The sequence below is a fragment of the Streptomyces sp. NPDC002623 genome (genome assembly GCF_053592635.1).
In genome coordinates this window covers 242,127-260,405 of record NZ_JBSFWB010000009.1, presented here as the reverse complement: position 1 = coordinate 260,405, position 18,279 = coordinate 242,127, and the positions used below count along the sequence as shown (strand labels likewise).

Sequence of the window (18,279 nt, the reverse complement as noted above, 5' to 3'; positions counted from 1 at the left end):
CCGCGTCCTCAGCGGACGTCCTCAGTGGATGCGGCCCGCCGCCAGCACCACCCGCGCCAGCTCGGGGTGCACGATGTCACTGTGCGCCCCGGCCGGCGCCCCACCGCGGCGGACCACCGCGGACGCGTCGACGTTCACACAGCCCGCGGCCGGCAGTCGTCCGGCCAGCGCCTCGGCGAGCGTGCACGCGCGCGTACCCGGCACCGCCTGCACCCCGTCGTGCCCCATCGCACCCCACTTGGCGCCCAGCACGCTCCCGACGCCGAACTCCGCGACCATCCCCTGTGCGTCGCCCGCCATCCGGGAGGCCAGCGGGTACATCGTGCTCAGCGCCTGGTCGAAGGAGGAGTAGCAGCACACCAGAGGGCCGTCGATCCGGTTCTGCTGCCCCTGCAGCACGCCGCCCGCGCGCGTGTCGTGCGGCAGCCGCGCGGAGAACGCGTAGTGCGAGAAGGCCCCTTGGAGCAGCGTGACGGACTTCACCGTGCGCACGCCCTCCGGCAGCCCGCGCAGCGCGAACGCCACCAGCCGCCCGCCGAAGCTGTGCCCCACCAGATGCACCCGCACGGCGGGCGCGACCTTCGCCAGCCGGCCGACGAACGGCCCGAGCCCGCGCTCGCCGACCGTCCCCGCGCGCCGCTTCATCGCGTAGTACGTCGCCTGCCGCAGCAACTCGTGCGCCCCGTCCCACGGGTTGGGAAGGCCGAACCCCTCGACACCCGAAGGGGATTCGAGTCCGGCCAGGGCCCCCGCGAACTCCTCGCAGGCCGCCGCCGTCGACCCGGCGAGCATCTCCGGCTCGTCCTGCGGCACCCCTTCCGCCAGCGTGTCCGCCGCGAACGGCGCCTGCGGCCCGGGCGGCACCACGTCCACCAGCAGCCGCACCAGCCGTCCGAACTCCTCCAGTTCGGCCTCCTCGGGCGGCCGCTGCTCCAGCATCCGTGCGATCTGGTCGACCACGGTGGCCCGGCCGGGGAAGGTCTCCAGCAGCGCGTGCCGGGTGTCCTCGTCGAGCGCCGGCCGCCGGATCGCCTCCGCCGTCCCGGCCGCGACGGACCGCGGGAAGTCGGGGATCGGCTCGTCCGAGAACCGCATCGACGGCCACACCACGCCGACGTAACCGATCTTCGCCGCCGGGACCAGACCGGGGATCGGGGCGAAGAAGCGGCTGTAGAGGCGGGTCGCGCCGGAGCGGTCGCTGTTCCAGCCGTGCGAGAAGACGATCAGATCCCGGACGCCGCGCCGCTTCACCTCGGTCAGCAGCCGGTCCCGTCGCGCGCCGTCGACGTCCCCGTCGGCGTCGAAGGTCAGTTCCCAGTAGGGAGTCACACTCATCGCCGGATCCGCCATGACAGGCCCCCTCGTCCCCCGAAGCGGTGCGCCAAGTGCGCGCATCGTCCCGCCAACGGGCGTAATTGGCCATACGTCACGGCTCATCCGTACAAAAGACAATCCTGTCGCGCACGCCGGAACGCGGTCGGCCCCGCGCGTGCGGTGCGCCGCCTTAAGGTGTCGCCGTGGCTCCGTCTCCCTTTCGTCAGACATACCGACCGGTTAGTCTGGCGTCGGAGCCGATTCGTGCCGCAGTCGCGTCGAAGGAGACCGATGGTGGAAGCCGTGCAGGATGCCGGAGTGGTCGTGACCGGAGCGGGGGGCGGCATCGGGGCCGCGCTGGCCCGCCGCTTCGCCGCCGAGGGGGCCCGGGTCGTCGTCAACGACCTGGACGCGGACCGGGCGCGGGCCGTCGCCGACGAGATCGGCGGCATCGCGGTTCCGGGCGACGCCTCGGCGATCGTCGAGGCGGCCCGGGAGGCGCTCGGCGGCACGGTCGACGTGTACTGCGCCAACGCCGGAGTCGCCTCGGGCGGCTCGGAGGCGGCCGGGGAGGCAGTCTGGGCGCAGGCCTGGGACGTCAACGTGATGGCCCATGTCCGTGCGGCGCACGCGCTGCTGCCGGACTGGCTGGAGCGCGGCCGGGGCCGGTTCGTCTCCACGGTCTCCGCGGCCGGGCTGCTCACGATGATCGGCGCCGCGCCCTACAGCGTCACCAAGCACGGCGCGTACGCCTTCGCCGAGTGGCTGTCGCTGACCTACCGGCACCGGGGCATCAAGGTCCACGCGATCTGTCCCCAGGGCGTGCGCACCGACATGCTGGACGCCACCGGCAGCGCGGGCGACCTGGTGCTCAAGCCGACCGCGATCGAGCCGCAGGACGTGGCGGACGCCCTGTTCAAGGGCATCGCCGAGGACCGCTTCCTGATCCTGCCGCACCCCGAGGTCGCCGGGTACTACCAGGTGCGCGCGGGCGACCCCGACCGCTGGCTGACCAACATGAACCACCTCCAGCAGAAGTGGGAGGCCGCCGAATGAGCTCGCCCGACCTCACGCCCGGCCCCGCGTCCGGCCCCGCGTCCGGCCCCACGCCTGCCTCCCGCTACGCGGCCAAGCCCTGGCTGGACCTTCTCGACGACGCCCAGCGCGCCCCGATCGATCCCGCCGACTCCCTGGTGCACGCCTTCCGCAGGTCTGTCGCCGAGGCTCCCGACCGCACCTGTCTGGCCTACTTCGACGGGCGGCTCAGTTATCGCGAGGTGGACGAGCTGAGCGACTCCGTCGCCGGTCACCTCGCCGCCCGCGGCCTGGAGCCCGGCGACCGGGTCGCCGTGCTGCTGCAGAACTCCCCGCTCTTCGTGGTCGCCCTGCTGGGCGCCTGGAAGGCGGGCGCGACGGTCGTCCCCGTCAACCCGATGTACAAGTCGGGGGAGGTCGCCCATGTCCTGCGGGACGGCGAGGTCGCCGCGCTGATCTGCTCCGACCGGGCCTGGGAGTCGTATCTGCGCGACACGGCGGCCGACTCGCCGGTGCGGATCGTGCTCACCGGCTGCGAGCTGGACTTCCAGACCCGCGGCGACGCGCGCGTGCTGGCCTTCGAACGGCTTGAGCGGGCGTCCGACGCCGACGACCTCACCGCCGTCGCCCGGGCGGGTCACCGCCCGCCGGTTTGGGGTGAGTTGGGCGCGGTGGTACCTTGTGCGGGCCCCAACAGGGGTGTTGCGGCAGGGCCTGCCGGAGGGACGACACCGTGTATGCGGTCGAGCGTCCGTGAACTTCAACCTACTGGGTTGGAATCCTCGTGCTTCGGCGTGAGGAGGAGGTCAAATCACCGGCATGGTCTGCCAGTTCGCGGCGTGCCTCAGCAGTGTGGGCACAGTCGTGATGCACCGCTTCGAGAGGATTCCCGTTCTCGACGCGTACGCCGAATGCGGTCCGGCCTCACGGTCGGACCGTCGGCGGTTTCCGGGGCGTCGGATGCCCGTCCTGTCGGCATCCGCGACCACCTCTCCTTGTTGTCGGAGATCTCGGCGAGCCGCGCCGCCGTGTGGCCCGTGCTGGTGGAGAAGTTCCGCGCCGGTCCCGGCTCGTACATCGGCAACCGTTGCAACCTCGTTGAGTCCGCAGCCTTCTGCGCTTCCGGCCTGCCGCAGTACGAATCACCGGTCGACCCAGTCGGGAACCCTCGCCGTGGGGCCGAGGCAGACATGGTCGTACGGACCAGTGATCAGGGTGCTGAGGTCCCGTTCGGCGAGCCGAGTGAGATCGTCGTACGTGGGCCCGTCGGCCTCGGCTACCGGCGGCGGTCCGGTCGGCTGTACGTCGTCGACCGCAAGAAGGACATGATCAACGCGTCCGCCGGGGGTCTGGGGGTGTCCCCCAGAAGGAGGGGCAAGGTCTGGCCGCGTGAGGTCGAGGACGTGCTGTACACCCACCCGGCGGTGCGCGAGGCGGCCGTGGTCGGGGTGCCGGACGGCTATCGCGGGGAGACCGTCAAGGCGTACATCAGCCTGCGCCCCGGCTCCGACGCGGATGCCGATACGCTCGCCGCCTACTGCAAGGACAGACTGGCGGCCTACAAGTATCCGCGTCAGGTGGAGATCCTGCCCGACCTGCCCAAGACGGCGAGTGGGAAGATCCTCCGTCGGGAACTGCGTTCCCGCGCGCACGACAGCCGGTAGAGACGATGCGAGAGGTGGCGGCAGTGCCCAGGACGACGGACGGCGACGGGACCCCCGTGCCGCAGCGGCTGCTGGCCGCGGCCACCCGGCTCTTCGCCGAGCAGGGCTACGACCGCACCTCGGTGCAGGAGATCGTGGAGGCGGCCGGCGTCACCAAGGGGGCGCTGTACCACTACTTCGGCTCCAAGGACGACCTGCTGCACGAGGTGTACGCGCGCGTGCTGCGCGTCCAGCAGGAGCGCCTGGACGCCTTCGCGAACGCCGACGAGCCGATCGAGAAGCGGCTGCGGGGCGCGGCGGCGGACGTGGTCGTCACGACGATCGAGAACCTCGACGACGCGATGATCTTCTTCCGGTCGATGCACCATCTGAGCCCGGAGAAGAACAAGCAGGTGCGAGCCGAGCGGCGGCGCTATCACGAACGGTTCCGCGCGCTCGTCGAGGAGGGCCAGGAGGCCGGTGTCTTCTCCACGGCGACCCCGGCCGACCTGGTCGTGGACTACCACTTCGGGTCCGTGCACCACCTGTCGACCTGGTACCGGCCGGGCGGGCCGATGAGCCCCCAGGAGGTCGCCGACCACCTGGCCGACCTGCTGCTGCGGGCGCTGCGTCCGTAGCGGCGTGCGTCCATGCGTGCAGCGGTAAGGGGCGGTCGCCCATGGCGACCGCCCCTTACCGCATGCCATGCCCCTACAGGTACTTCTTCAGCTCCCGCCGCGCCAGCGACCGCTGATGCACCTCGTCCGGGCCGTCGGCGATCATCAGGGTGCGCGCGCTTGCGTACAGCTCGGCCAGCGGGAAGTCCTGGCTGACGCCGCCCGCGCCGTGCAACTGGATCGCGCGGTCGATGATGTCGACGACCGCGCGGGGCGTCGCGATCTTGATGGCCTGGATCTCGGTGTGGGCGCCCCGGTTGCCGACGGTGTCCATCATCCAGGCGGTCTTCAGCACCAGCAGCCGCAGCTGTTCGACCGTCACGCGCGCGTCCGCGATCCAGTTGTGGACCACGCCCTGCTGCGCCAGCGACTTGCCGAAGGCGTCCCGGGAGACGGCCCGCCGGCACATCAGCTCGATCGCCCGCTCCGCCATGCCGATCAGCCGCATGCAGTGGTGGATGCGGCCGGGGCCGAGCCGGGCCTGGGCGATGGCGAAGCCGCCGCCCTCCTCGCCGACCAGGTTCGTCACCGGCACACGCGCGTGGTCGAAGAGCACCTCGGCGTGGCCGCCGTGGGAGTGGTCCTCGTACCCGAAGACCTTCATGGCGCGCTTGACGGTGACACCGGGCGTGTCGCGCGGGACCAGGATCATGGACTGCTGGCGGCGCGGGTCGGCGCCGTCCGGGTCCGTCTTGCCCATCACGATGAAGATCCGGCAGTCCGGGTTCATCGCCCCGGAGATGTACCACTTGCGGCCCGTGACGACGTACTCGTCGCCGTCCCGCTCGATGTGCGTGGTGATGTTGGTGGCGTCGGAGGAGGCCACGTCCGGCTCGGTCATCGCGAACGCCGAGCGGATCTCACCGGCGAGGAGCGGCTCCAGCCACTGCTTCTGCTGCCGCTCGTCGCCGAACTGCGCGAGCACTTCCATGTTCCCGGTGTCCGGCGCGGCGCAGTTCAGGGCCGTCGGCGCCAGGTGCGGGGAGCGGCCGGTGATCTCGGCCAGCGGCGCGTACTGCAGGTTCGTCAGGCCGGCGCCGTGCTCGGCGTCGGGCAGGAAGAGGTTCCACAGGCCCTGCCTGCGCGCCTCCGCCTTCAGCTCCTCCACCACGGCCGGGGTGTCCCACGGCGAGGCCAGCAGCGCACGCTGCTCCTCGGCGACGGCCTCGGCCGGGTAGACGTACTCCTCCATGAAGGCGAGCAGCTTGGCGCGGAGTTCCTCGGTGCGGGCGTCGAACGCGAAGTCCATGCCGGTCAGCCTTCCTGGAGAGTGGTCGTGCCGTGCGCGATGAAGACGGGGACGAGATCGCCGATGCGGTCGAAGCCGCGCCCGACGGTCTGGCCCAGCGTGTAGCGGTAGTGGATGCCCTCCAGGATCACGGCGAGCTTGAACCAGGCGAACGCCGTGTACCAGGAGACCGCCGAGACGTCCCGCCCGGAACGGGCCGCGTAGCGCTCGATCAGCTCGGCCGCCGACGGGTGTCCGACGGCGGTGGCGGTCGTGGAGACGGGGGAGTCCGGCAGCTCCAGCGGCACGCTGTACATCACCAGCAGGCCCAGGTCGGTCAGCGGGTCGCCGAGCGTCGACATCTCCCAGTCGAGGATCGCCTTGATCTTGTCGTCGGCGCCGATCAGGACGTTGTCGAGCCGGTAGTCGCCGTGCACGACCGCCGGGGCGGGGGAGTGCGGCAGCGCGCGGCCGAGCGCCGCGTGCAGCTCGTCGATCCCGGCGAGGTCGCGGCTGCGGGAGGCGTCCAGCTGCTTGCCCCACCGGCGCAGCTGCCGGTCCAGGAAACCCTCGGGACGGCCGAAGTCGGCCAGGCCCACCCCGGCGGGGTCCACCGCGTGCAGCTCCACCAGCGTGTCCACCAGCGACAGCACCGCGTCCCGGGTGCGCTGCGCGCCGAGCGGGGCGAGGTCCTCGGCCGTGCGGTAGGGGGTGCCCTCGACGAACTCCATCACGTAGAAGGGCGCCCCGAGCACCTCGTCGTCCTCGCACAGCAGCACCGGGCGCGGTACCGGGACGCTCGTCGGGTGCAGGGCGCTGATCACCCGGTGCTCGCGCTTCATGTCGTGCGCGGTGGCCAGGACGTGCCCGAGCGGGGGGCGCCGGACGACCCACTTCGCCTCGCCGTCGGAGACCGCGTAGGTGAGGTTCGAGCGCCCGCCCTCGATCAGCCGGCCGGTGAGGGGGCCGTCGACCAGACCGGGGCGCTCGCGTTCCAGCAGGGCGCGCAGCCGGTCGAGGTCGAGTCCGGGCGGGTGATCGGGGCTCATGCGTCGCTCCTACGGACGGGACGGGTGGACGAGTGCTCCGCACCATGATGCCGACCGGTCGGTATGTCGTCCAGTGGTCGCGTCCAACGTGATCTGGGCCACGATAGGGCGACGGCTCCCCGGGGCGAACCCGGGGAGCCGTCGGCAGGCGGTTTTCGGCCGCGTAGGCAGCCGCGTCAGAAGTCGCGTCAGTGGTCGTCCCAGTGACCGTCGTGCTCGGCGTGCCGATGGCCGTCGTGCAGGTAGTCCACGTGGTCGCCGTGGAGCACGCTCGGGTGCCCGCAGTCCGCGCCGTGCCGGTGCTCGTGCCCGTCGTGGGTCACATGCCCGCCGGGCTCGCACTCGTCCCAGTGGCCGCCGTGCTCCCGGTGCAGATGTCCGTCGTGGGCGTAGTCGACATGGTCGCCGTGGCTCACCCGGGTGTGCCCGCAGTCCGGGCCGTGGCTGTGCGGGTGGGCGGGGTGTTCGACGTGCAGGGTGGTCATGCGGTGCTCGCCTTCGAAGCTGCGGGGGGTGACGACGTCGGACAGGTTGCCACGCGAACTGCGCGCAACGGGTCATTCGGCTTGCGTGGCGTCCGGGTACCCCGGAGGGTCGGACCCATGAAGGCCATCAGCTACTCACGCTACGGCGGGCCGCAGACGCTTCGCTTCGGGGACGTCCGGGACCCCAAGGTCGGTCCCGACTCGGTGCTGGTCAAGGTGCGGGCGGCGGCCGTGAACCCCGTCGACTGGAAGTGCCGCGAGGGGTATCTGGACCCGATCCTCGACGCGGTCTTCCCGGTCGTTCCCGGGTGGGACGTCTCGGGGGTCGTCGTCCGGCTCGGGGTGTCCGTCGCGGAGTACGCGGTCGGCGACGAGGTCATCGGCTACGTCCGCGAGGACTTCCTCTCGCGCGGCACCTTCGCCGAGTACGTCGCCGCCCCGGTGCGCACCCTGGCCCGCAAGCCGCGCAACCTCACCTGGGAGGAGGCCGCCGGCCTGCCCCTGGCCGGGCTCACCGCCTACCAGGTGCTGACCAAGGCCCTGCAGGTGAAGCGGGGCGAGACGGTCCTCGTCCACGCGGCGGCGGGCGGCGTCGGCTCCATCGCCGTGCAGCTCGCCGCCCATCTGGGGGCCCGGGTGATCGGCACGGCGAGCGAGGCCAACCACGACTTCGTGCGCTCACTGGGCGGCGAGCCCGTGACCTACGGCGAGGGGCTGTCCGAGCGGGTGCGCGGACTGGCCCCCGAGGGTGTGGACGCGGCCTTCGACACGGTCGGCGGCGACACCCTGAAGGTCTCCGCCAATCTGCTGGCCCCGGAAGGACGCCTGGTGTCGATCGCCGACGGGGAGGTCGTCGGCTACGGCGGCCGGTACTGCTTCGTCCGGCCCGACGCCGCGGACCTCACCCGGCTGGCGGAACTCGCGGAACAGGGCGTGGTCTCCGTGCACGTCTCCGACACGTTTCCGCTGGAGCGCGCGGCGGACGCCCACCGGCTGAACCAGGAGGGCCGCACCCGCGGCAAGATCGTGGTGACGGTCGACTGGGCGGACGAGAACGCCGAGTAGGGTCCCCCGGCCGAGGAGGAGGCCGCTAGACGACGAGGGCCGCGGCGCACACCGCCGTGGCCACCGCGCACAGCGCCGCCGCCGTGGCGTGCCGTGGGGTCAGGGCTGCCGGGCTCGCCGTGGCGGAGAGGGTGCGGATGCGCCGGTGGGCCAGCAGCAGGAAGGCCAGCCAAAGGCCGCAGACCAGCGCGCAGGCGATGATCGCGGACGCCGACGGGCCGCCGTGCAGCGCGGTCTTCAGGCCCAGCACGGCGGCGACGGTGCCCGCCAGCGTCGTCCGTCGCCAGGCGAGCCGGGTCCGCTCGGGCTGCAGACCGGGGTCGCGCTCCGGCGGCGCCGCGCCGCTCATCCCTCCCACCCCACCAGCACCACGACGGCCATCGCCAGGGCCACCACCGCGACCAGCACGCCCAGCAGCGCCGGGAAGCGGGACACCGGCAGATCCTCGCCCCGGCGCATGGCCTGCTCGCAGCGCACCCAGTGGTTCACCGCGCGCAGCGAGCACAGCACGCCCGCCGCGAGCAGGGCGAGCGCGAGCCCGACCCGCCAGCCCCAGCGCAGGTCCGGCAGGAACTGGTCCACCGCGAAGCCCCCGCCGATCAGCGCGAGCGCGGTGCGCAGCCAGGCCAGGAACGTGCGCTCGTTCGCCAGCGAGAACCGGTAGTCGGGTGTGGTGCCCCCCTCCCGCACCTGCGCGGGCGCGAACCACAACCGGACGTTCCGTACCAACTCGATCACCCGCAGGACCCTACCCGTCGCCCCGGGCCCGGAACTCCCGCAGCCGCTCGTACGCGGCCAGCCCGTCCGGCACCCACTCCCACTCCGGCAGCCGCCGTTCGAGCTCCTCGTCCGGGAGGAAGTCGTGCCAGGCCACCTCCTCCGCCTGGGGGTTCACCGGCAGTTCGCAGCGGACCTCGTAGACGGCCGACCACCAGCTCCCGGCGGGGCCGTCGTAGCGGAACTTGAGGACGAACTCCGGGCGGGGCAGACCGCTCACGCCCAGCTCCTCCTCGGCCTCGCGCAGGGCGGCGTCGTCGTAGCTCTCGCCCGCGCCGACCACCCCGCCGACGAACATGTCGTACAGGGAGGGGAAGACCAGCTTGGTCGGGGTGCGGCGGTGGACGAAGATCCGGCCCTCGGCGTCCCTGGCCCGGACGAAGACGCAGCGGTGGCGCAGGCCCTCGGCGTACGCCTGCCCGCGCGGGAGCCGTCCGACCACCCGGTCGTGCTCGTCGACGATGTCGAGGATCTCGTCAGCAGCGCTCATGACCCCATCCAAGCAGGCCGTCCGGGCCGACTGGTCGGGCAGGCTGGTCGGGCAGGCCGCTACTGGGGCTGGAGGTCCGGCACGCGTTCGCGCGGCGCCGTGCCCCGCGGCATCGCCGGGTGGAGTCCGAGGAGCACGATGCCCGCGACGATCGCCGCCAGCCCCGCCGCCTCCCAGGCCAGCGCGCCGGTGTCGGTGCGCAGCCGGTCGCCCAGGAAGCCGACGCCGCAGATGATCCCGGCGAGGGGCTGGGCGGCGGTCAGCGCGGGCAGCGACATCCGCAGGGGCGCCGTCTCGAAGGCGCTCTGGACCAGTACGAGTCCGGTCACGCCGAGCGCGAGCACCGCGTACGGCTGCCAGCCGGTCAGCATCTCGCCGAGGCCGCCCGCGGAGAACCGCTGCCCGCTGACCCGGGTCAGCGCGTCCTGGACGCCGTAGAGCAGACCGGCCGCCAGCGAGAGCAGGACCGGGCCGGAGCTCAGCCGGGAGCGCTTGGCGTACGTCGTGAGCAGCAGGGCCAGTCCGACCATCACGCCGATGATCAGCCAGTGCCGCAGCGGATCCGTGAGCGCGCTGCCGCCGCGCGGCTCGCCCGCCACGATGAAGGTGGTCACACCGCCCGCGAGCAGCAGCAGGCCCGCCCAGCCCTGGCGGCCCAGCGGCTGCTTGGTCTGGTGGCGGGAGAGCGCGAGGGCGAACAGCAGGTTCGTCGCCAGGAGCGGCTCCACCAGGGAGATCTCGCCCTGGCCGAGCGCGACCGCGCCCAGCGCCATGCCGGCCACCATGAGGCCGATGCCGCCGAGCCAGCGCGGCACCTTCATGAGGTCGAGCAGCAGCCGCGGCGAGAGGAAGTCGCCGAGCGGCGCCTTCTGGGCCGCGTTCTGCTGGAGCACGAACCCGAAGCCCAGACAGCAGGCGGCGCTCACGGCGAGAACCAGAACCAGAACCGACACGCTGCGTACCTCGCTCATCCGGTCGGACCACGGACGGGGTGCGTGGTGGCCGACTCTAGCGTCCCTCTACGGCCATGGTGTGGGCTCCGGCGAGGCCGCGCCATGGCATACGCCACACCGGTTCTTCGAAGCGGCGGCCGCAGCGGCTCCCACCAGGGCCGGACCGTCGCCAACTTCCCTGTGTCGTAAGCCGGTTGACACCTGTCACGGTGACCCGGGCCTTGACGGTGAGCGTCGGCCGAGGGTTGACTGCGCGTGATCGGCCGATCGCGGGCCGATGTCACAGTCGCCTCCCAGGAGGATGAGGAAGTCCCGCGGTGCCCCCACCCCCGCTCTCCCTCGGCCGCGCCCACGAGCGCGTCCGTCCGACCCTCGCCCCGGTCCCCGCCCCCACACCCGACCCGGCGCTGGACGACAGCCAACTCGTCGTCGCGCGCACCGCGTTGGTGCAGGGCCGACGGCAGCCCGTCCGCGCCCTGCTGGCCCGCACCGGCGACGACTGGGACCGCCGCGCGCACCGGGTCGCCGTCCTCGCGCTGGAGCCGTACGCGGCCGCCTGGGCCCATGAATGGCTGCTCGCCGAGCCCGGCTGCGCCGACGCCGCCGTCCTGCACGCACTGGCCCGGGTCCGCCGGGCGCTGCGCGGCAAGGACGACCCGGCCGTGGCTCGGGCGGCCTGCCGGTCGGCCGCCGCGCTCGCGCCCGCCGACCCCACCCCCTGGCTCGGCCTGCTCCAACTGGAGCAGGACGCCGGGGCGGCGGCCGTGCGGATCTTCGAGGAGGTCCGGTCCCGGCACCGCGACCACCACCACGCCCACCACCTGATGGTCGCCCGGCTCGCGGAGCGTCGGGCGGACGGCGGCCCGGACCCGCTGCACGAGGTCTACGACTTCGCCGCCTGGGCCGCCGAGCAGGCGCCCGCCGACTCCCCGCTGGCCGTCCTCCCGGTCGTCGCGCACGCCGAGCGCTACCGCGTCCTGGCCGCGCACGGCTTCGCGCCCGCCGACCCCGTCGCCTCCGGGCACTGGCAGGACGGCCGGGCCCGGGACGTGCTGAAAGCCGCCTTCGACTGGTGGCTGGAGTGGGAGGAGTGGGAGGGCGACGGCCACCCCCGCCGACTGCTCGACCTGAACTTCCTCGCCCACGCCACGTTCTGCGAGGGCCGGGGCGCCCAGGCCGCCGCCCTCTTCCGGCGCATCGGGCGGCACGCCACTCCCGAGCCCTGGTCCTACCCGGCCCGCGACCCGTACCAGGCCTTCCACGCGGCCCGTGCCGGTGCGCTGGGGTCCGATGCGGAGCCCATGGTCTGAGAGCGGGGTAAGAAGTGCGACGGAAGTCCGACGGCCGCCCGGGATCCCTGGCCCCGCCGGGCCCCGAGTGTTCGAATGGAAAGGTGAACCCCGAACCATCCGGACCGTCAGAGCCATCCGGACCGTCAGAGGCGTCAAAGCCGCCCGAGCCGCCCGGCGAGCGCGGCGCACCCGGCGAACGAGGCGCGCCCGTGGGCCGACGGATCTTCCTCGGCACGCTCGCCCTCGGTGCGCTGGGCGTCGTCGCCGCGCCCCCGCTCCAGCGCGGCATGGAGGCCTTCCTGGCCGGCGCCGCCGACAAGGACCCCACGGGCCTCACCGGTCTGCTGCCCAACGGCGGCGGCTTCCGCTACTACTCGGTGACCTCGTCGGTCCCGCACAAGAACGCCTCGAACTACCGTCTCACCGTGGACGGCCTGGTCGACCGCCCCGGCAGCTACACGCTGGCCCAGCTCAGGGCCATGCCCCAGACCCGCATGGTCAAGGACGTCCAGTGCGTCACCGGCTGGCGCGTCCCCGGCACGCCCTTCGAGGGCGTCCGGCTCTCCGCGCTCCTCGACGCGGCCGGCGTCCGGGCCGAGGCCGGCGCGATCCGCTTCACCTGCTTCGACGGCGCCTACACCGAGAGCCTCACCCTCGCCCAGGCGCGCCGCGCGGACGTCCTCGTCGCGCTGCGCATGCAGGACAAGGATCTCGGCCACGACCACGGCGGCCCGGTCCGCCTCTATGTGGCCCCCATGTACTTCTACAAGTCCGCCAAGTGGCTCTCCGGCATCACCGTCACCGAGAAGGTGAAGCCCGGCTACTGGGAGGAACGCGGCTACGACGTCGACGCCTGGGTCGGCCGTTCGAACGGACGGGACGATGAGCCTACGAGCTGAGGCGCCGCCGGCCGCCACGGGCATCCGCCGGTTCAGCCGCGCCGAACGGTGGGTGCACCGCGCCACGGGTGCCCTGATGGGCGTGTGCGTGGTGACCGCGGCCTGCCTCTACATCCCCGAGTTCGCCCAGCTCGTGGGCCGCCGCGAGCTGGTGGTCCGGATCCATGAGTGGGCGGGTCTCGCCCTGCCCGTCCCGGTGCTGGCGGGCCTCGCCTCCCGCGCCTTCCGCGCCGATCTGCGGCACCTGAACCGCTTCGGTCCGCACGACCGCCGCTGGCTGCGGGCCGCCCTGCGCCGCGACAAGCGACGGGAGTCGCGTCCGGCGGCCAAGTTCAACGCCGGGCAGAAGGTCTACGCGGCCTGGATCGCGGGGGCGACCCTGGTGATGCTCGGCACCGGTCTGCTCATGTGGTTCACCCACCTCACCCCGATCATGTGGCGCACCAGTGCGACCTTCGTCCACGACTGGCTGGCGCTGACCATCGGCGTCGTCCTCGCCGGGCACATCGGGATGGCCCTCGGCGACCCGGAGGCCCGCCGCGGCATGCGCACGGGCACGGTGAGCCGGGAGTGGGCGGAGCGCGAACACCGCCTGTGGCGTCCGTGACGGATCTCCGTCACGGACGCCACAGGCGGGTGCCCGGGCGACGGGCTGTATGGCCGTTGAAGACCGGTTATATGACCAGTGAGAGGAGCAGGACCAGACCGCCGGCGACCACCGAGATGATGGTCTCCATCACCGACCAGGTCTTGATGTTCTGGCCGACGCTGAGGCCGAAGTACTCCTTCACCAGCCAGAACCCGGCGTCGTTGACATGGCTGAAGAAGAGCGAGCCGGCGCCGATGGCCAGGACCAGCAGGGCGGTGTGCGTGGTCGACATGTCGGCCGCGAGCGGCGCGACCAGGCCGGCCGCCGAGATCGTCGCCACGGTCGCCGAACCGGTCGCCAGCCGGATCGCCACCGCGATCAGCCAGGCCAGCAGCAGGGCCGGGATCGACCAGTCCTCGGAGATGTCCAGGACCATCTGCCCCACGCCGCAGTCGATCAGCGTCTGCTTGAAGCCGCCGCCCGCGCCGACGATCAGCAGGATGCCCGCGATGGGCGCGAGACCCTTGTCGACGAGCTGGGAGATCCGCTCCTTGCTGAAGCCCGCGGGCCGGCCCAGCGTGAAGATGCCGACGAGCACGGCGGACAGCAGGGCTATCAGGGGCGAGCCGACGACGTCGAAGACACGCTGCACGGTGTTCTCTTTGTCGTCCACGACGATGTCGACCAGCGCCTTGGACAGCATCAGCGCGACGGGCAGCAGGATGGTGGCGAGCGTGGCGCCGAACCCGGGCCGCCTCTCCAGATCCTCGGACGGGCGCTGAGGGATCATGCGGTCGGGGGCCGGGACGTCGACCCAGCGGGCGGCGTAGCGCGAGAACAGCGGGCCTGCGATGACGACCGTCGGGACGGCGACGAGCACGCCCAGCGCCAGGGTGACGCCCAGGTTGGCGCCGACGGCGTCGATCGCGACCAGCGGGCCGGGGTGCGGAGGCACCAGCCCGTGCATCACGGACAGACCGGCCAGCGCCGGGATGCCGATCCGCATGAGCGAGTAGTTGCCCCGCTTGGCGACCATCAGCACCACCGGGATCAGCAGCACCACGCCGACCTCGAAGAACAGCGGCAGTCCGATCACCGAGGCGATCAGCACCATCGCCCACGGCATCGTGCGCCCGCTCGCCTTGGAGAGGATCGTGTCGACGATCTGGTCGGCGCCGCCGGAGTCCGCGAGCATCTTGCCGAGGATCGCGCCCAGCGCGATCAGCACGCCCACGCCGGCGACCGTGGCGCCGAGTCCGGTGGTGAAGGAGGCGATGGCCTTGTCGAGCGGGGCCCCGGCGAACGCGCCGAGCGCGAGCGAGCCGATGGTCAGCGCCAGGAAGGCGTGCAGCTTGAACTTGGTGATGAGCAGGACGATCACGGCGATGCCCGCCAGAACGGCGATGCCCAACTGCGCGTGGCCGGCCGAGGTGATGGGCTCGGCGGCGTCCGCTGCCAGCGCCTCGACACTGAGTCTGGTCACGGGTGTCCCTTACAGGTCATGGGGTTCGGGATGGAGGTGGAGCCGGGGGTGGAGAGGGGGAGCGCAGGAGTTACGCGGCGGCGTCGGGGAGAGCGGCGAGCGCGGTCATGGCCCGCCCGGCGATGTCCTCCGGGCTGCCGGAGACGTCGACGACGACGCCCGCCTCGTCCGCCTGGAGAGGCTGGAGCGTGGCGAACTGGGAGTCCAGCAGGGCCGTCGGCATGAAGTGACCCTGCCGGTGCGCCATGCGGTCCTCGATCAGCGCACGGTCGCCCGCCAGGTGCACGAAGACGACACCGGGGGCCGAGGCCCGGAGCCGGTCGCGGTAGGACCGCTTCAGCGCCGAGCAGCTGACCACTCCGCCGAGCCCGGCGCGCCCGTCCGCCCAGGCGCCGATGGCGTCGAGCCAGGGCCACCGGTCGTCGTCGTCGAGCGGGGTGCCGGCCGACATCTTGGCGATGTTGGCCTGCGGGTGGAAGTCGTCGCCCTCGGCGTAGGGGACGCCGAGCCGGGCGGCGAGCAGGGGACCGATGGTGGTCTTGCCCGTGCCGGCGACGCCCATCACCACGACGACGTGGGGGGTACGCATCTCTGCCTCGCTGTCTTCCTCGACACCTGACGTCAACGGACGCCGACGACACTGAAACCGATTAGGTACGACTAATTCAAGAGTCTGTGACATATAAGTCTGACTTTTTGGCTCCGTGATCTACCCCGTACTCTGTGTGCATGACCACTCCGGGCCGGGGTCTGCACGGCCAAGTACTGGACGCCCTGGGCCCCTCGATCACCGCGGGTGAGTACCCGCCGGGCAGTGTCCTGCGCACCGACGAACTCGCCCAGCGCTTCGACGTCTCCCGCTCGGTCATGCGCGAGGCGGTCCGCGTCCTGGAGTCCATGCACCTGGTCGAGTCCCGCCGCCGGGTGGGCGTGACGGTGCGGCCCAAGGCGGAGTGGAACGTCTACGACCCGCAGGTCATCCGCTGGCGGCTGGCCGGCGCCGACCGCCCGCACCAGCTGCGCTCGCTCACCGTCCTGCGCTCGGCGATCGAACCGGTCGCGGCGGGCCTGGCGGCGCAGCACGCGACGGCGGAGCAGTGCGCGGAGCTGACGGAGTGCGCGCTCGGCATGGTGGCCAACTCACGCGGCCACCGGCTGCAGGGCTACCTGGACCACGACGTGGCCTTCCACCGGGTGATCCTCACCGCCTCGGGCAACGAGATGTTCGCCCGTCTCGGCGACGTGGTCGCGGAGGTCCTGACCGGCCGCACCCATCACCAGGTCATGTTCGAGGACCCGGCCCCGGCCGCCGTCACCCTGCACGTCCAGGTCGCGGAGGCGGTCCGCGAACGCGACCCGGCCCGGGCCGAGAGCCTCACCCGCGAGATCACGCTCGGCGCGCTCAAGGAACTGGACATCCTGGCGCCGTGAAAGCGGGTCAGCCGGGGAACTCCCCGTCCACGTACACCCAGGCCCCGTCCACCCGCTCGAAGCTGCTGCGCTCGTGCAGCGCCCCGCCCCGGTAGGACGCCCGGAACTCCACGACCCCACTCGGGTGGAACGCGCTCCCGCCGACCGTGGCGAGGATCTCCAGCCCCGTCCACCGCATCCCCGGATCGAGCTCCAGCCGCTCCGGCCGGGTCCGCGGATGCCAGGTCCGCAGCAGATATCCCGCATCGCCCTTCACGAACGCGCAGTAGCGCGAACGCATCAGAGCCTCGGCGGTGGGGGCGGCGTCACCGCCCGCGTGAAACCGTCCGCAGCAGGCCTCGTAGGCCGCGGGCAGTCCGCAAGGGCAGCCGGCCGGGACGGCGGCGGAGGTGCGCTGAAGCGGGCGAGCGGTACGTCGAGCCATGGGCCCATTGTGCCCCGTGAGGGGCGCGGAGAACTGCGCGATCACCGCTGTCACAGCGGAGCGTCACGCCGACTCCGCGCCCGCGCTGCGGGCCGGCGTCAGCACCGGCAGCGGAGGCAGGGCCGTGCGGTACACCCAGGCGTCGAACAGGTCGTCCAGCGGTTCCGGGGCGAAGCGGGCCGCATGGGCGACGAACGTCGACGTCGTCACCGATCCGCCCCGGTGCAGCCCGAGCCAGGCCCGCAGCATGCGGAAGAACGCCTCGTCGCCCAGCGCGCAGCGCAGCGCGTGGACGGTGAGACCGCCGCGCTCGTAGAGGCGGTCGTCGAACATCGACTTGCGGCCGGGGTCGGCCAGCCGCAGATCCTGCGGACGCGAGGACAGCAACCGGTGGGCGACCGCCGCGAGTTGCTGCGCGCCTCGGCCGCCCGACCGCTCCGACCACAGCCACTCCGCGTACTTCGCGAACCCCTCGTTGAGCCAGATGTGCCGCCAGTCGGCGATGGACACGCTGTTGCCGAACCACTGGTGCGCCAGCTCGTGCGCCACGAGCCGCTCCGAACCCCGCGCCCCGTCCACATGGTTGACGCCGAACAGCGACAACCCCTGTGCCTCGACGGGGACATCGAGCTCCTCGTCCGCCACCACCACCGCGTACTCGTCGAACGGGTAGGGCCCGAAGAGCTGTTGGAAGAGATGCATCATCCCCGGCTGCCGTGCGAAGTCCCGGGAGAACTCCGCCAGCAGGTGCCCCGGAATGTGCCCGTGCTGCGGGATGCCGCCGAGCCCCGGATCGCCCAGCAGGACGGTCTGGTACTTGCCGATCGACAGGCCGACCAGATAGCTCGACGTCGGCGCCGACTGCTCGTACACCCAGGTCGTCGTCGAGGCCTTGGTGGTCCGCGTCAGCATCCGGCCGCCGGCCACCACCGAGTACGCCGACGGCACCGTGATCGATATCAGGTACGACGCCTTGTCCGCGGGCCGGTCGTTGCACGGGTACCAGGACGGCGCTCCGACGGGCTGGCTCGCCACCAGCGCCCCGTCGCCCAGCTCCTCCCAGCCGAGACCGCCCCACGGGCTGCTCACCGGCTTCGGATTGCCCGACCAGTGCACCTCCACGGTGAAGGCGGCACCGGCGCGGATCGGCTTGGCGGGACGGATCCGCAGCCGCCCGCCGCGATGGGTGTAGTGCGTCTGCCGGCCGTCCACCCGAACCCGGCCGATCTTGAAGTCGGCCAGGTTCAGCTGGAACTCGCTCAGCGGCGAACGCCCCGCGATCGCATTGATCCGCGCCGCGCCCGACAGCCGGTTCGGACCGGGCCGATAGTCCAGCGTGAGCTCGTAGCGGTGCACCCGGTACCGGGAGTCACCGTTGGCCGGGAAGTACGGATCCGGCCCGACCGTCTGCTGAACTGCCACTACCCCGTCCGCTCCCTGACCTG

The 18,279-nt window shown here is 72.3% G+C and carries 19 protein-coding genes and 1 pseudogene; 8 read left to right on the top strand and 12 right to left on the bottom strand.

Annotation, left to right across the window (positions count from 1 at the left end; genetic code table 11):
- Positions 1-21: 21 nt before the first annotated feature.
- Complete coding sequence (locus ACWD4O_RS19305) at positions 22-1,350, bottom strand: serine-threonine protein kinase (RefSeq protein WP_451281211.1); 1,329 nt, start codon at positions 1,348-1,350, stop codon at positions 22-24.
- Between the two features lie 255 nt (positions 1,351-1,605).
- On the opposite strand from ACWD4O_RS19305, the gene ACWD4O_RS19300 reads away from it, so the two are divergent.
- The 3 genes and pseudogenes from ACWD4O_RS19300 (at position 1,606) to ACWD4O_RS19290 (ending at position 4,630) form a co-directional block, all read left to right on the top strand.
- The gene (locus tag ACWD4O_RS19300) at positions 1,606-2,370 is read left to right on the top strand and encodes an SDR family oxidoreductase (protein ID WP_451281209.1); all 765 of its coding nucleotides are present in this window, start codon (positions 1,606-1,608) and stop codon (positions 2,368-2,370) included.
- Positions 2,367-4,013 (top strand): annotated as a pseudogene (locus ACWD4O_RS19295) (AMP-binding protein). The gene ACWD4O_RS19300 and the pseudogene ACWD4O_RS19295 overlap by 4 nt, the downstream one beginning before the upstream one ends.
- 23 nt (positions 4,014-4,036) lie before the next feature.
- Complete coding sequence (locus ACWD4O_RS19290; RefSeq protein ID WP_451281207.1) at positions 4,037-4,630, top strand: TetR/AcrR family transcriptional regulator; 594 nt, start codon at positions 4,037-4,039, stop codon at positions 4,628-4,630.
- A gap of 73 nt (positions 4,631-4,703) precedes the next feature.
- Here the strand turns inward: ACWD4O_RS19290 and ACWD4O_RS19285 are convergent, their stop codons facing one another.
- The 3 genes from ACWD4O_RS19285 to ACWD4O_RS19275 form a co-directional block, all read right to left on the bottom strand.
- Positions 4,704-5,918 carry an acyl-CoA dehydrogenase family protein gene (locus ACWD4O_RS19285; RefSeq protein ID WP_451281206.1) on the bottom strand — a complete coding sequence of 405 codons (1,215 nt, stop codon included), beginning with the start codon at positions 5,916-5,918 and terminating at the stop codon, positions 4,704-4,706.
- Positions 5,919-5,923: 5 nt separating this feature from the next.
- Positions 5,924-6,946, bottom strand: coding sequence for a phosphotransferase family protein (locus ACWD4O_RS19280; RefSeq protein ID WP_451281204.1), 1,023 nt, complete (start codon positions 6,944-6,946; stop codon positions 5,924-5,926).
- Between the two features lie 188 nt (positions 6,947-7,134).
- Complete coding sequence (locus ACWD4O_RS19275; RefSeq protein ID WP_351914226.1) at positions 7,135-7,431, bottom strand: hypothetical protein; 297 nt, start codon at positions 7,429-7,431, stop codon at positions 7,135-7,137.
- A gap of 117 nt (positions 7,432-7,548) precedes the next feature.
- Here ACWD4O_RS19275 and ACWD4O_RS19270 point away from each other — a divergent pair, with 117 nt between their 5' ends.
- Positions 7,549-8,496, top strand: coding sequence for an NADP-dependent oxidoreductase (locus ACWD4O_RS19270; RefSeq protein WP_451281202.1), 948 nt, complete (start codon positions 7,549-7,551; stop codon positions 8,494-8,496).
- 25 nt (positions 8,497-8,521) lie between these two features.
- Here ACWD4O_RS19270 and ACWD4O_RS19265 read toward each other — a convergent pair whose 3' ends face one another.
- From ACWD4O_RS19265 to ACWD4O_RS19250, 4 genes are read right to left on the bottom strand one after another with little or no spacing between them, the layout of a single operon-like run.
- Positions 8,522-8,845, bottom strand: coding sequence for a DUF202 domain-containing protein (locus tag ACWD4O_RS19265; protein WP_451281201.1), 324 nt, complete (start codon positions 8,843-8,845; stop codon positions 8,522-8,524).
- Positions 8,842-9,234 (bottom strand): YidH family protein, encoded by a 393-nt coding sequence (locus ACWD4O_RS19260; RefSeq protein ID WP_451281199.1) that lies wholly within the window; start codon positions 9,232-9,234, stop codon positions 8,842-8,844. The genes ACWD4O_RS19265 and ACWD4O_RS19260 overlap by 4 nt, the downstream gene beginning before the upstream one ends.
- A gap of 10 nt (positions 9,235-9,244) precedes the next feature.
- Positions 9,245-9,763, bottom strand: a complete 519-nt coding sequence (locus tag ACWD4O_RS19255) for an NUDIX hydrolase (RefSeq protein WP_451281197.1) — start codon at positions 9,761-9,763, stop codon at positions 9,245-9,247.
- Positions 9,764-9,822: 59 nt separating this feature from the next.
- The gene (locus ACWD4O_RS19250; protein ID WP_451281195.1) at positions 9,823-10,716 is read right to left on the bottom strand and encodes a DMT family transporter; all 894 of its coding nucleotides are present in this window, start codon (positions 10,714-10,716) and stop codon (positions 9,823-9,825) included.
- A 317-nt stretch (positions 10,717-11,033) separates the two neighbouring features.
- Here ACWD4O_RS19250 and ACWD4O_RS19245 point away from each other — a divergent pair, with 317 nt between their 5' ends.
- The 3 genes from ACWD4O_RS19245 (at position 11,034) to ACWD4O_RS19235 (ending at position 13,514) form a co-directional block, all read left to right on the top strand.
- Positions 11,034-12,026, top strand: a complete 993-nt coding sequence (locus ACWD4O_RS19245) for a hypothetical protein (protein ID WP_451281193.1) — start codon at positions 11,034-11,036, stop codon at positions 12,024-12,026.
- Positions 12,027-12,109: 83 nt separating this feature from the next.
- Positions 12,110-12,907, top strand: a complete 798-nt coding sequence (locus tag ACWD4O_RS19240) for a molybdopterin-dependent oxidoreductase (RefSeq protein WP_451281191.1) — start codon at positions 12,110-12,112, stop codon at positions 12,905-12,907.
- Positions 12,891-13,514, top strand: a complete 624-nt coding sequence (locus ACWD4O_RS19235) for a cytochrome b/b6 domain-containing protein (protein ID WP_451281189.1) — start codon at positions 12,891-12,893, stop codon at positions 13,512-13,514. The genes ACWD4O_RS19240 and ACWD4O_RS19235 overlap by 17 nt, the downstream gene beginning before the upstream one ends.
- Positions 13,515-13,581: 67 nt before the next feature.
- Here the strand turns inward: ACWD4O_RS19235 and ACWD4O_RS19230 are convergent, their stop codons facing one another.
- Both ACWD4O_RS19230 and ACWD4O_RS19225 read right to left on the bottom strand, forming a co-directional pair.
- Positions 13,582-14,979: a GntP family permease gene (locus ACWD4O_RS19230; RefSeq protein WP_451281187.1), complete on the bottom strand. Its 1,398-nt coding sequence runs from the start codon at positions 14,977-14,979 to the stop codon at positions 13,582-13,584.
- Positions 14,980-15,049: 70 nt separating this feature from the next.
- Entirely contained in the window at positions 15,050-15,568 is a 519-nt protein-coding gene (locus tag ACWD4O_RS19225) for a gluconokinase (RefSeq protein ID WP_450947767.1), read from the bottom strand.
- A gap of 140 nt (positions 15,569-15,708) precedes the next feature.
- Here ACWD4O_RS19225 and ACWD4O_RS19220 point away from each other — a divergent pair, with 140 nt between their 5' ends.
- Positions 15,709-16,410: a FadR/GntR family transcriptional regulator gene (locus ACWD4O_RS19220; protein ID WP_451281185.1), complete on the top strand. Its 702-nt coding sequence runs from the start codon at positions 15,709-15,711 to the stop codon at positions 16,408-16,410.
- 7 nt (positions 16,411-16,417) lie between these two features.
- Here ACWD4O_RS19220 and ACWD4O_RS19215 read toward each other — a convergent pair whose 3' ends face one another.
- A complete protein-coding gene (locus tag ACWD4O_RS19215; protein ID WP_451281184.1) occupies positions 16,418-16,834 on the bottom strand; it encodes a YchJ family protein in 417 nt (138 codons plus the stop codon).
- A gap of 63 nt (positions 16,835-16,897) precedes the next feature.
- Positions 16,898-18,256, bottom strand: coding sequence for a M1 family metallopeptidase (locus ACWD4O_RS19210; RefSeq protein WP_451281182.1), 1,359 nt, complete (start codon positions 18,254-18,256; stop codon positions 16,898-16,900).
- Positions 18,257-18,279: the final 23 nt, after the last annotated feature.

Bases quoted from the DNA above. Each gene is read 5' to 3' on its own strand.
- ACWD4O_RS19305 (WP_451281211.1), bottom strand. From the start codon at position 1,350: ATGGCGGATCCGGCGATGAGTGTGACTCCCTACTGGGAACTGACCTTC.
- ACWD4O_RS19300 (WP_451281209.1), top strand. From the start codon at position 1,606: ATGGTGGAAGCCGTGCAGGATGCCGGAGTGGTCGTGACCGGAGCGGGG.
- ACWD4O_RS19285 (WP_451281206.1), bottom strand. From the start codon at position 5,918: ATGGACTTCGCGTTCGACGCCCGCACCGAGGAACTCCGCGCCAAGCTG.
- ACWD4O_RS19280 (WP_451281204.1), bottom strand. From the start codon at position 6,946: ATGAGCCCCGATCACCCGCCCGGACTCGACCTCGACCGGCTGCGCGCC.
- ACWD4O_RS19275 (WP_351914226.1), bottom strand. From the start codon at position 7,431: ATGACCACCCTGCACGTCGAACACCCCGCCCACCCGCACAGCCACGGC.
- ACWD4O_RS19270 (WP_451281202.1), top strand. From the start codon at position 7,549: ATGAAGGCCATCAGCTACTCACGCTACGGCGGGCCGCAGACGCTTCGC.
- ACWD4O_RS19265 (WP_451281201.1), bottom strand. From the start codon at position 8,845: ATGAGCGGCGCGGCGCCGCCGGAGCGCGACCCCGGTCTGCAGCCCGAG.
- ACWD4O_RS19255 (WP_451281197.1), bottom strand. From the start codon at position 9,763: ATGAGCGCTGCTGACGAGATCCTCGACATCGTCGACGAGCACGACCGG.
- ACWD4O_RS19235 (WP_451281189.1), top strand. From the start codon at position 12,891: ATGAGCCTACGAGCTGAGGCGCCGCCGGCCGCCACGGGCATCCGCCGG.
- ACWD4O_RS19225 (WP_450947767.1), bottom strand. From the start codon at position 15,568: ATGCGTACCCCCCACGTCGTCGTGGTGATGGGCGTCGCCGGCACGGGC.
- ACWD4O_RS19220 (WP_451281185.1), top strand. From the start codon at position 15,709: ATGACCACTCCGGGCCGGGGTCTGCACGGCCAAGTACTGGACGCCCTG.
- ACWD4O_RS19215 (WP_451281184.1), bottom strand. From the start codon at position 16,834: ATGGCTCGACGTACCGCTCGCCCGCTTCAGCGCACCTCCGCCGCCGTC.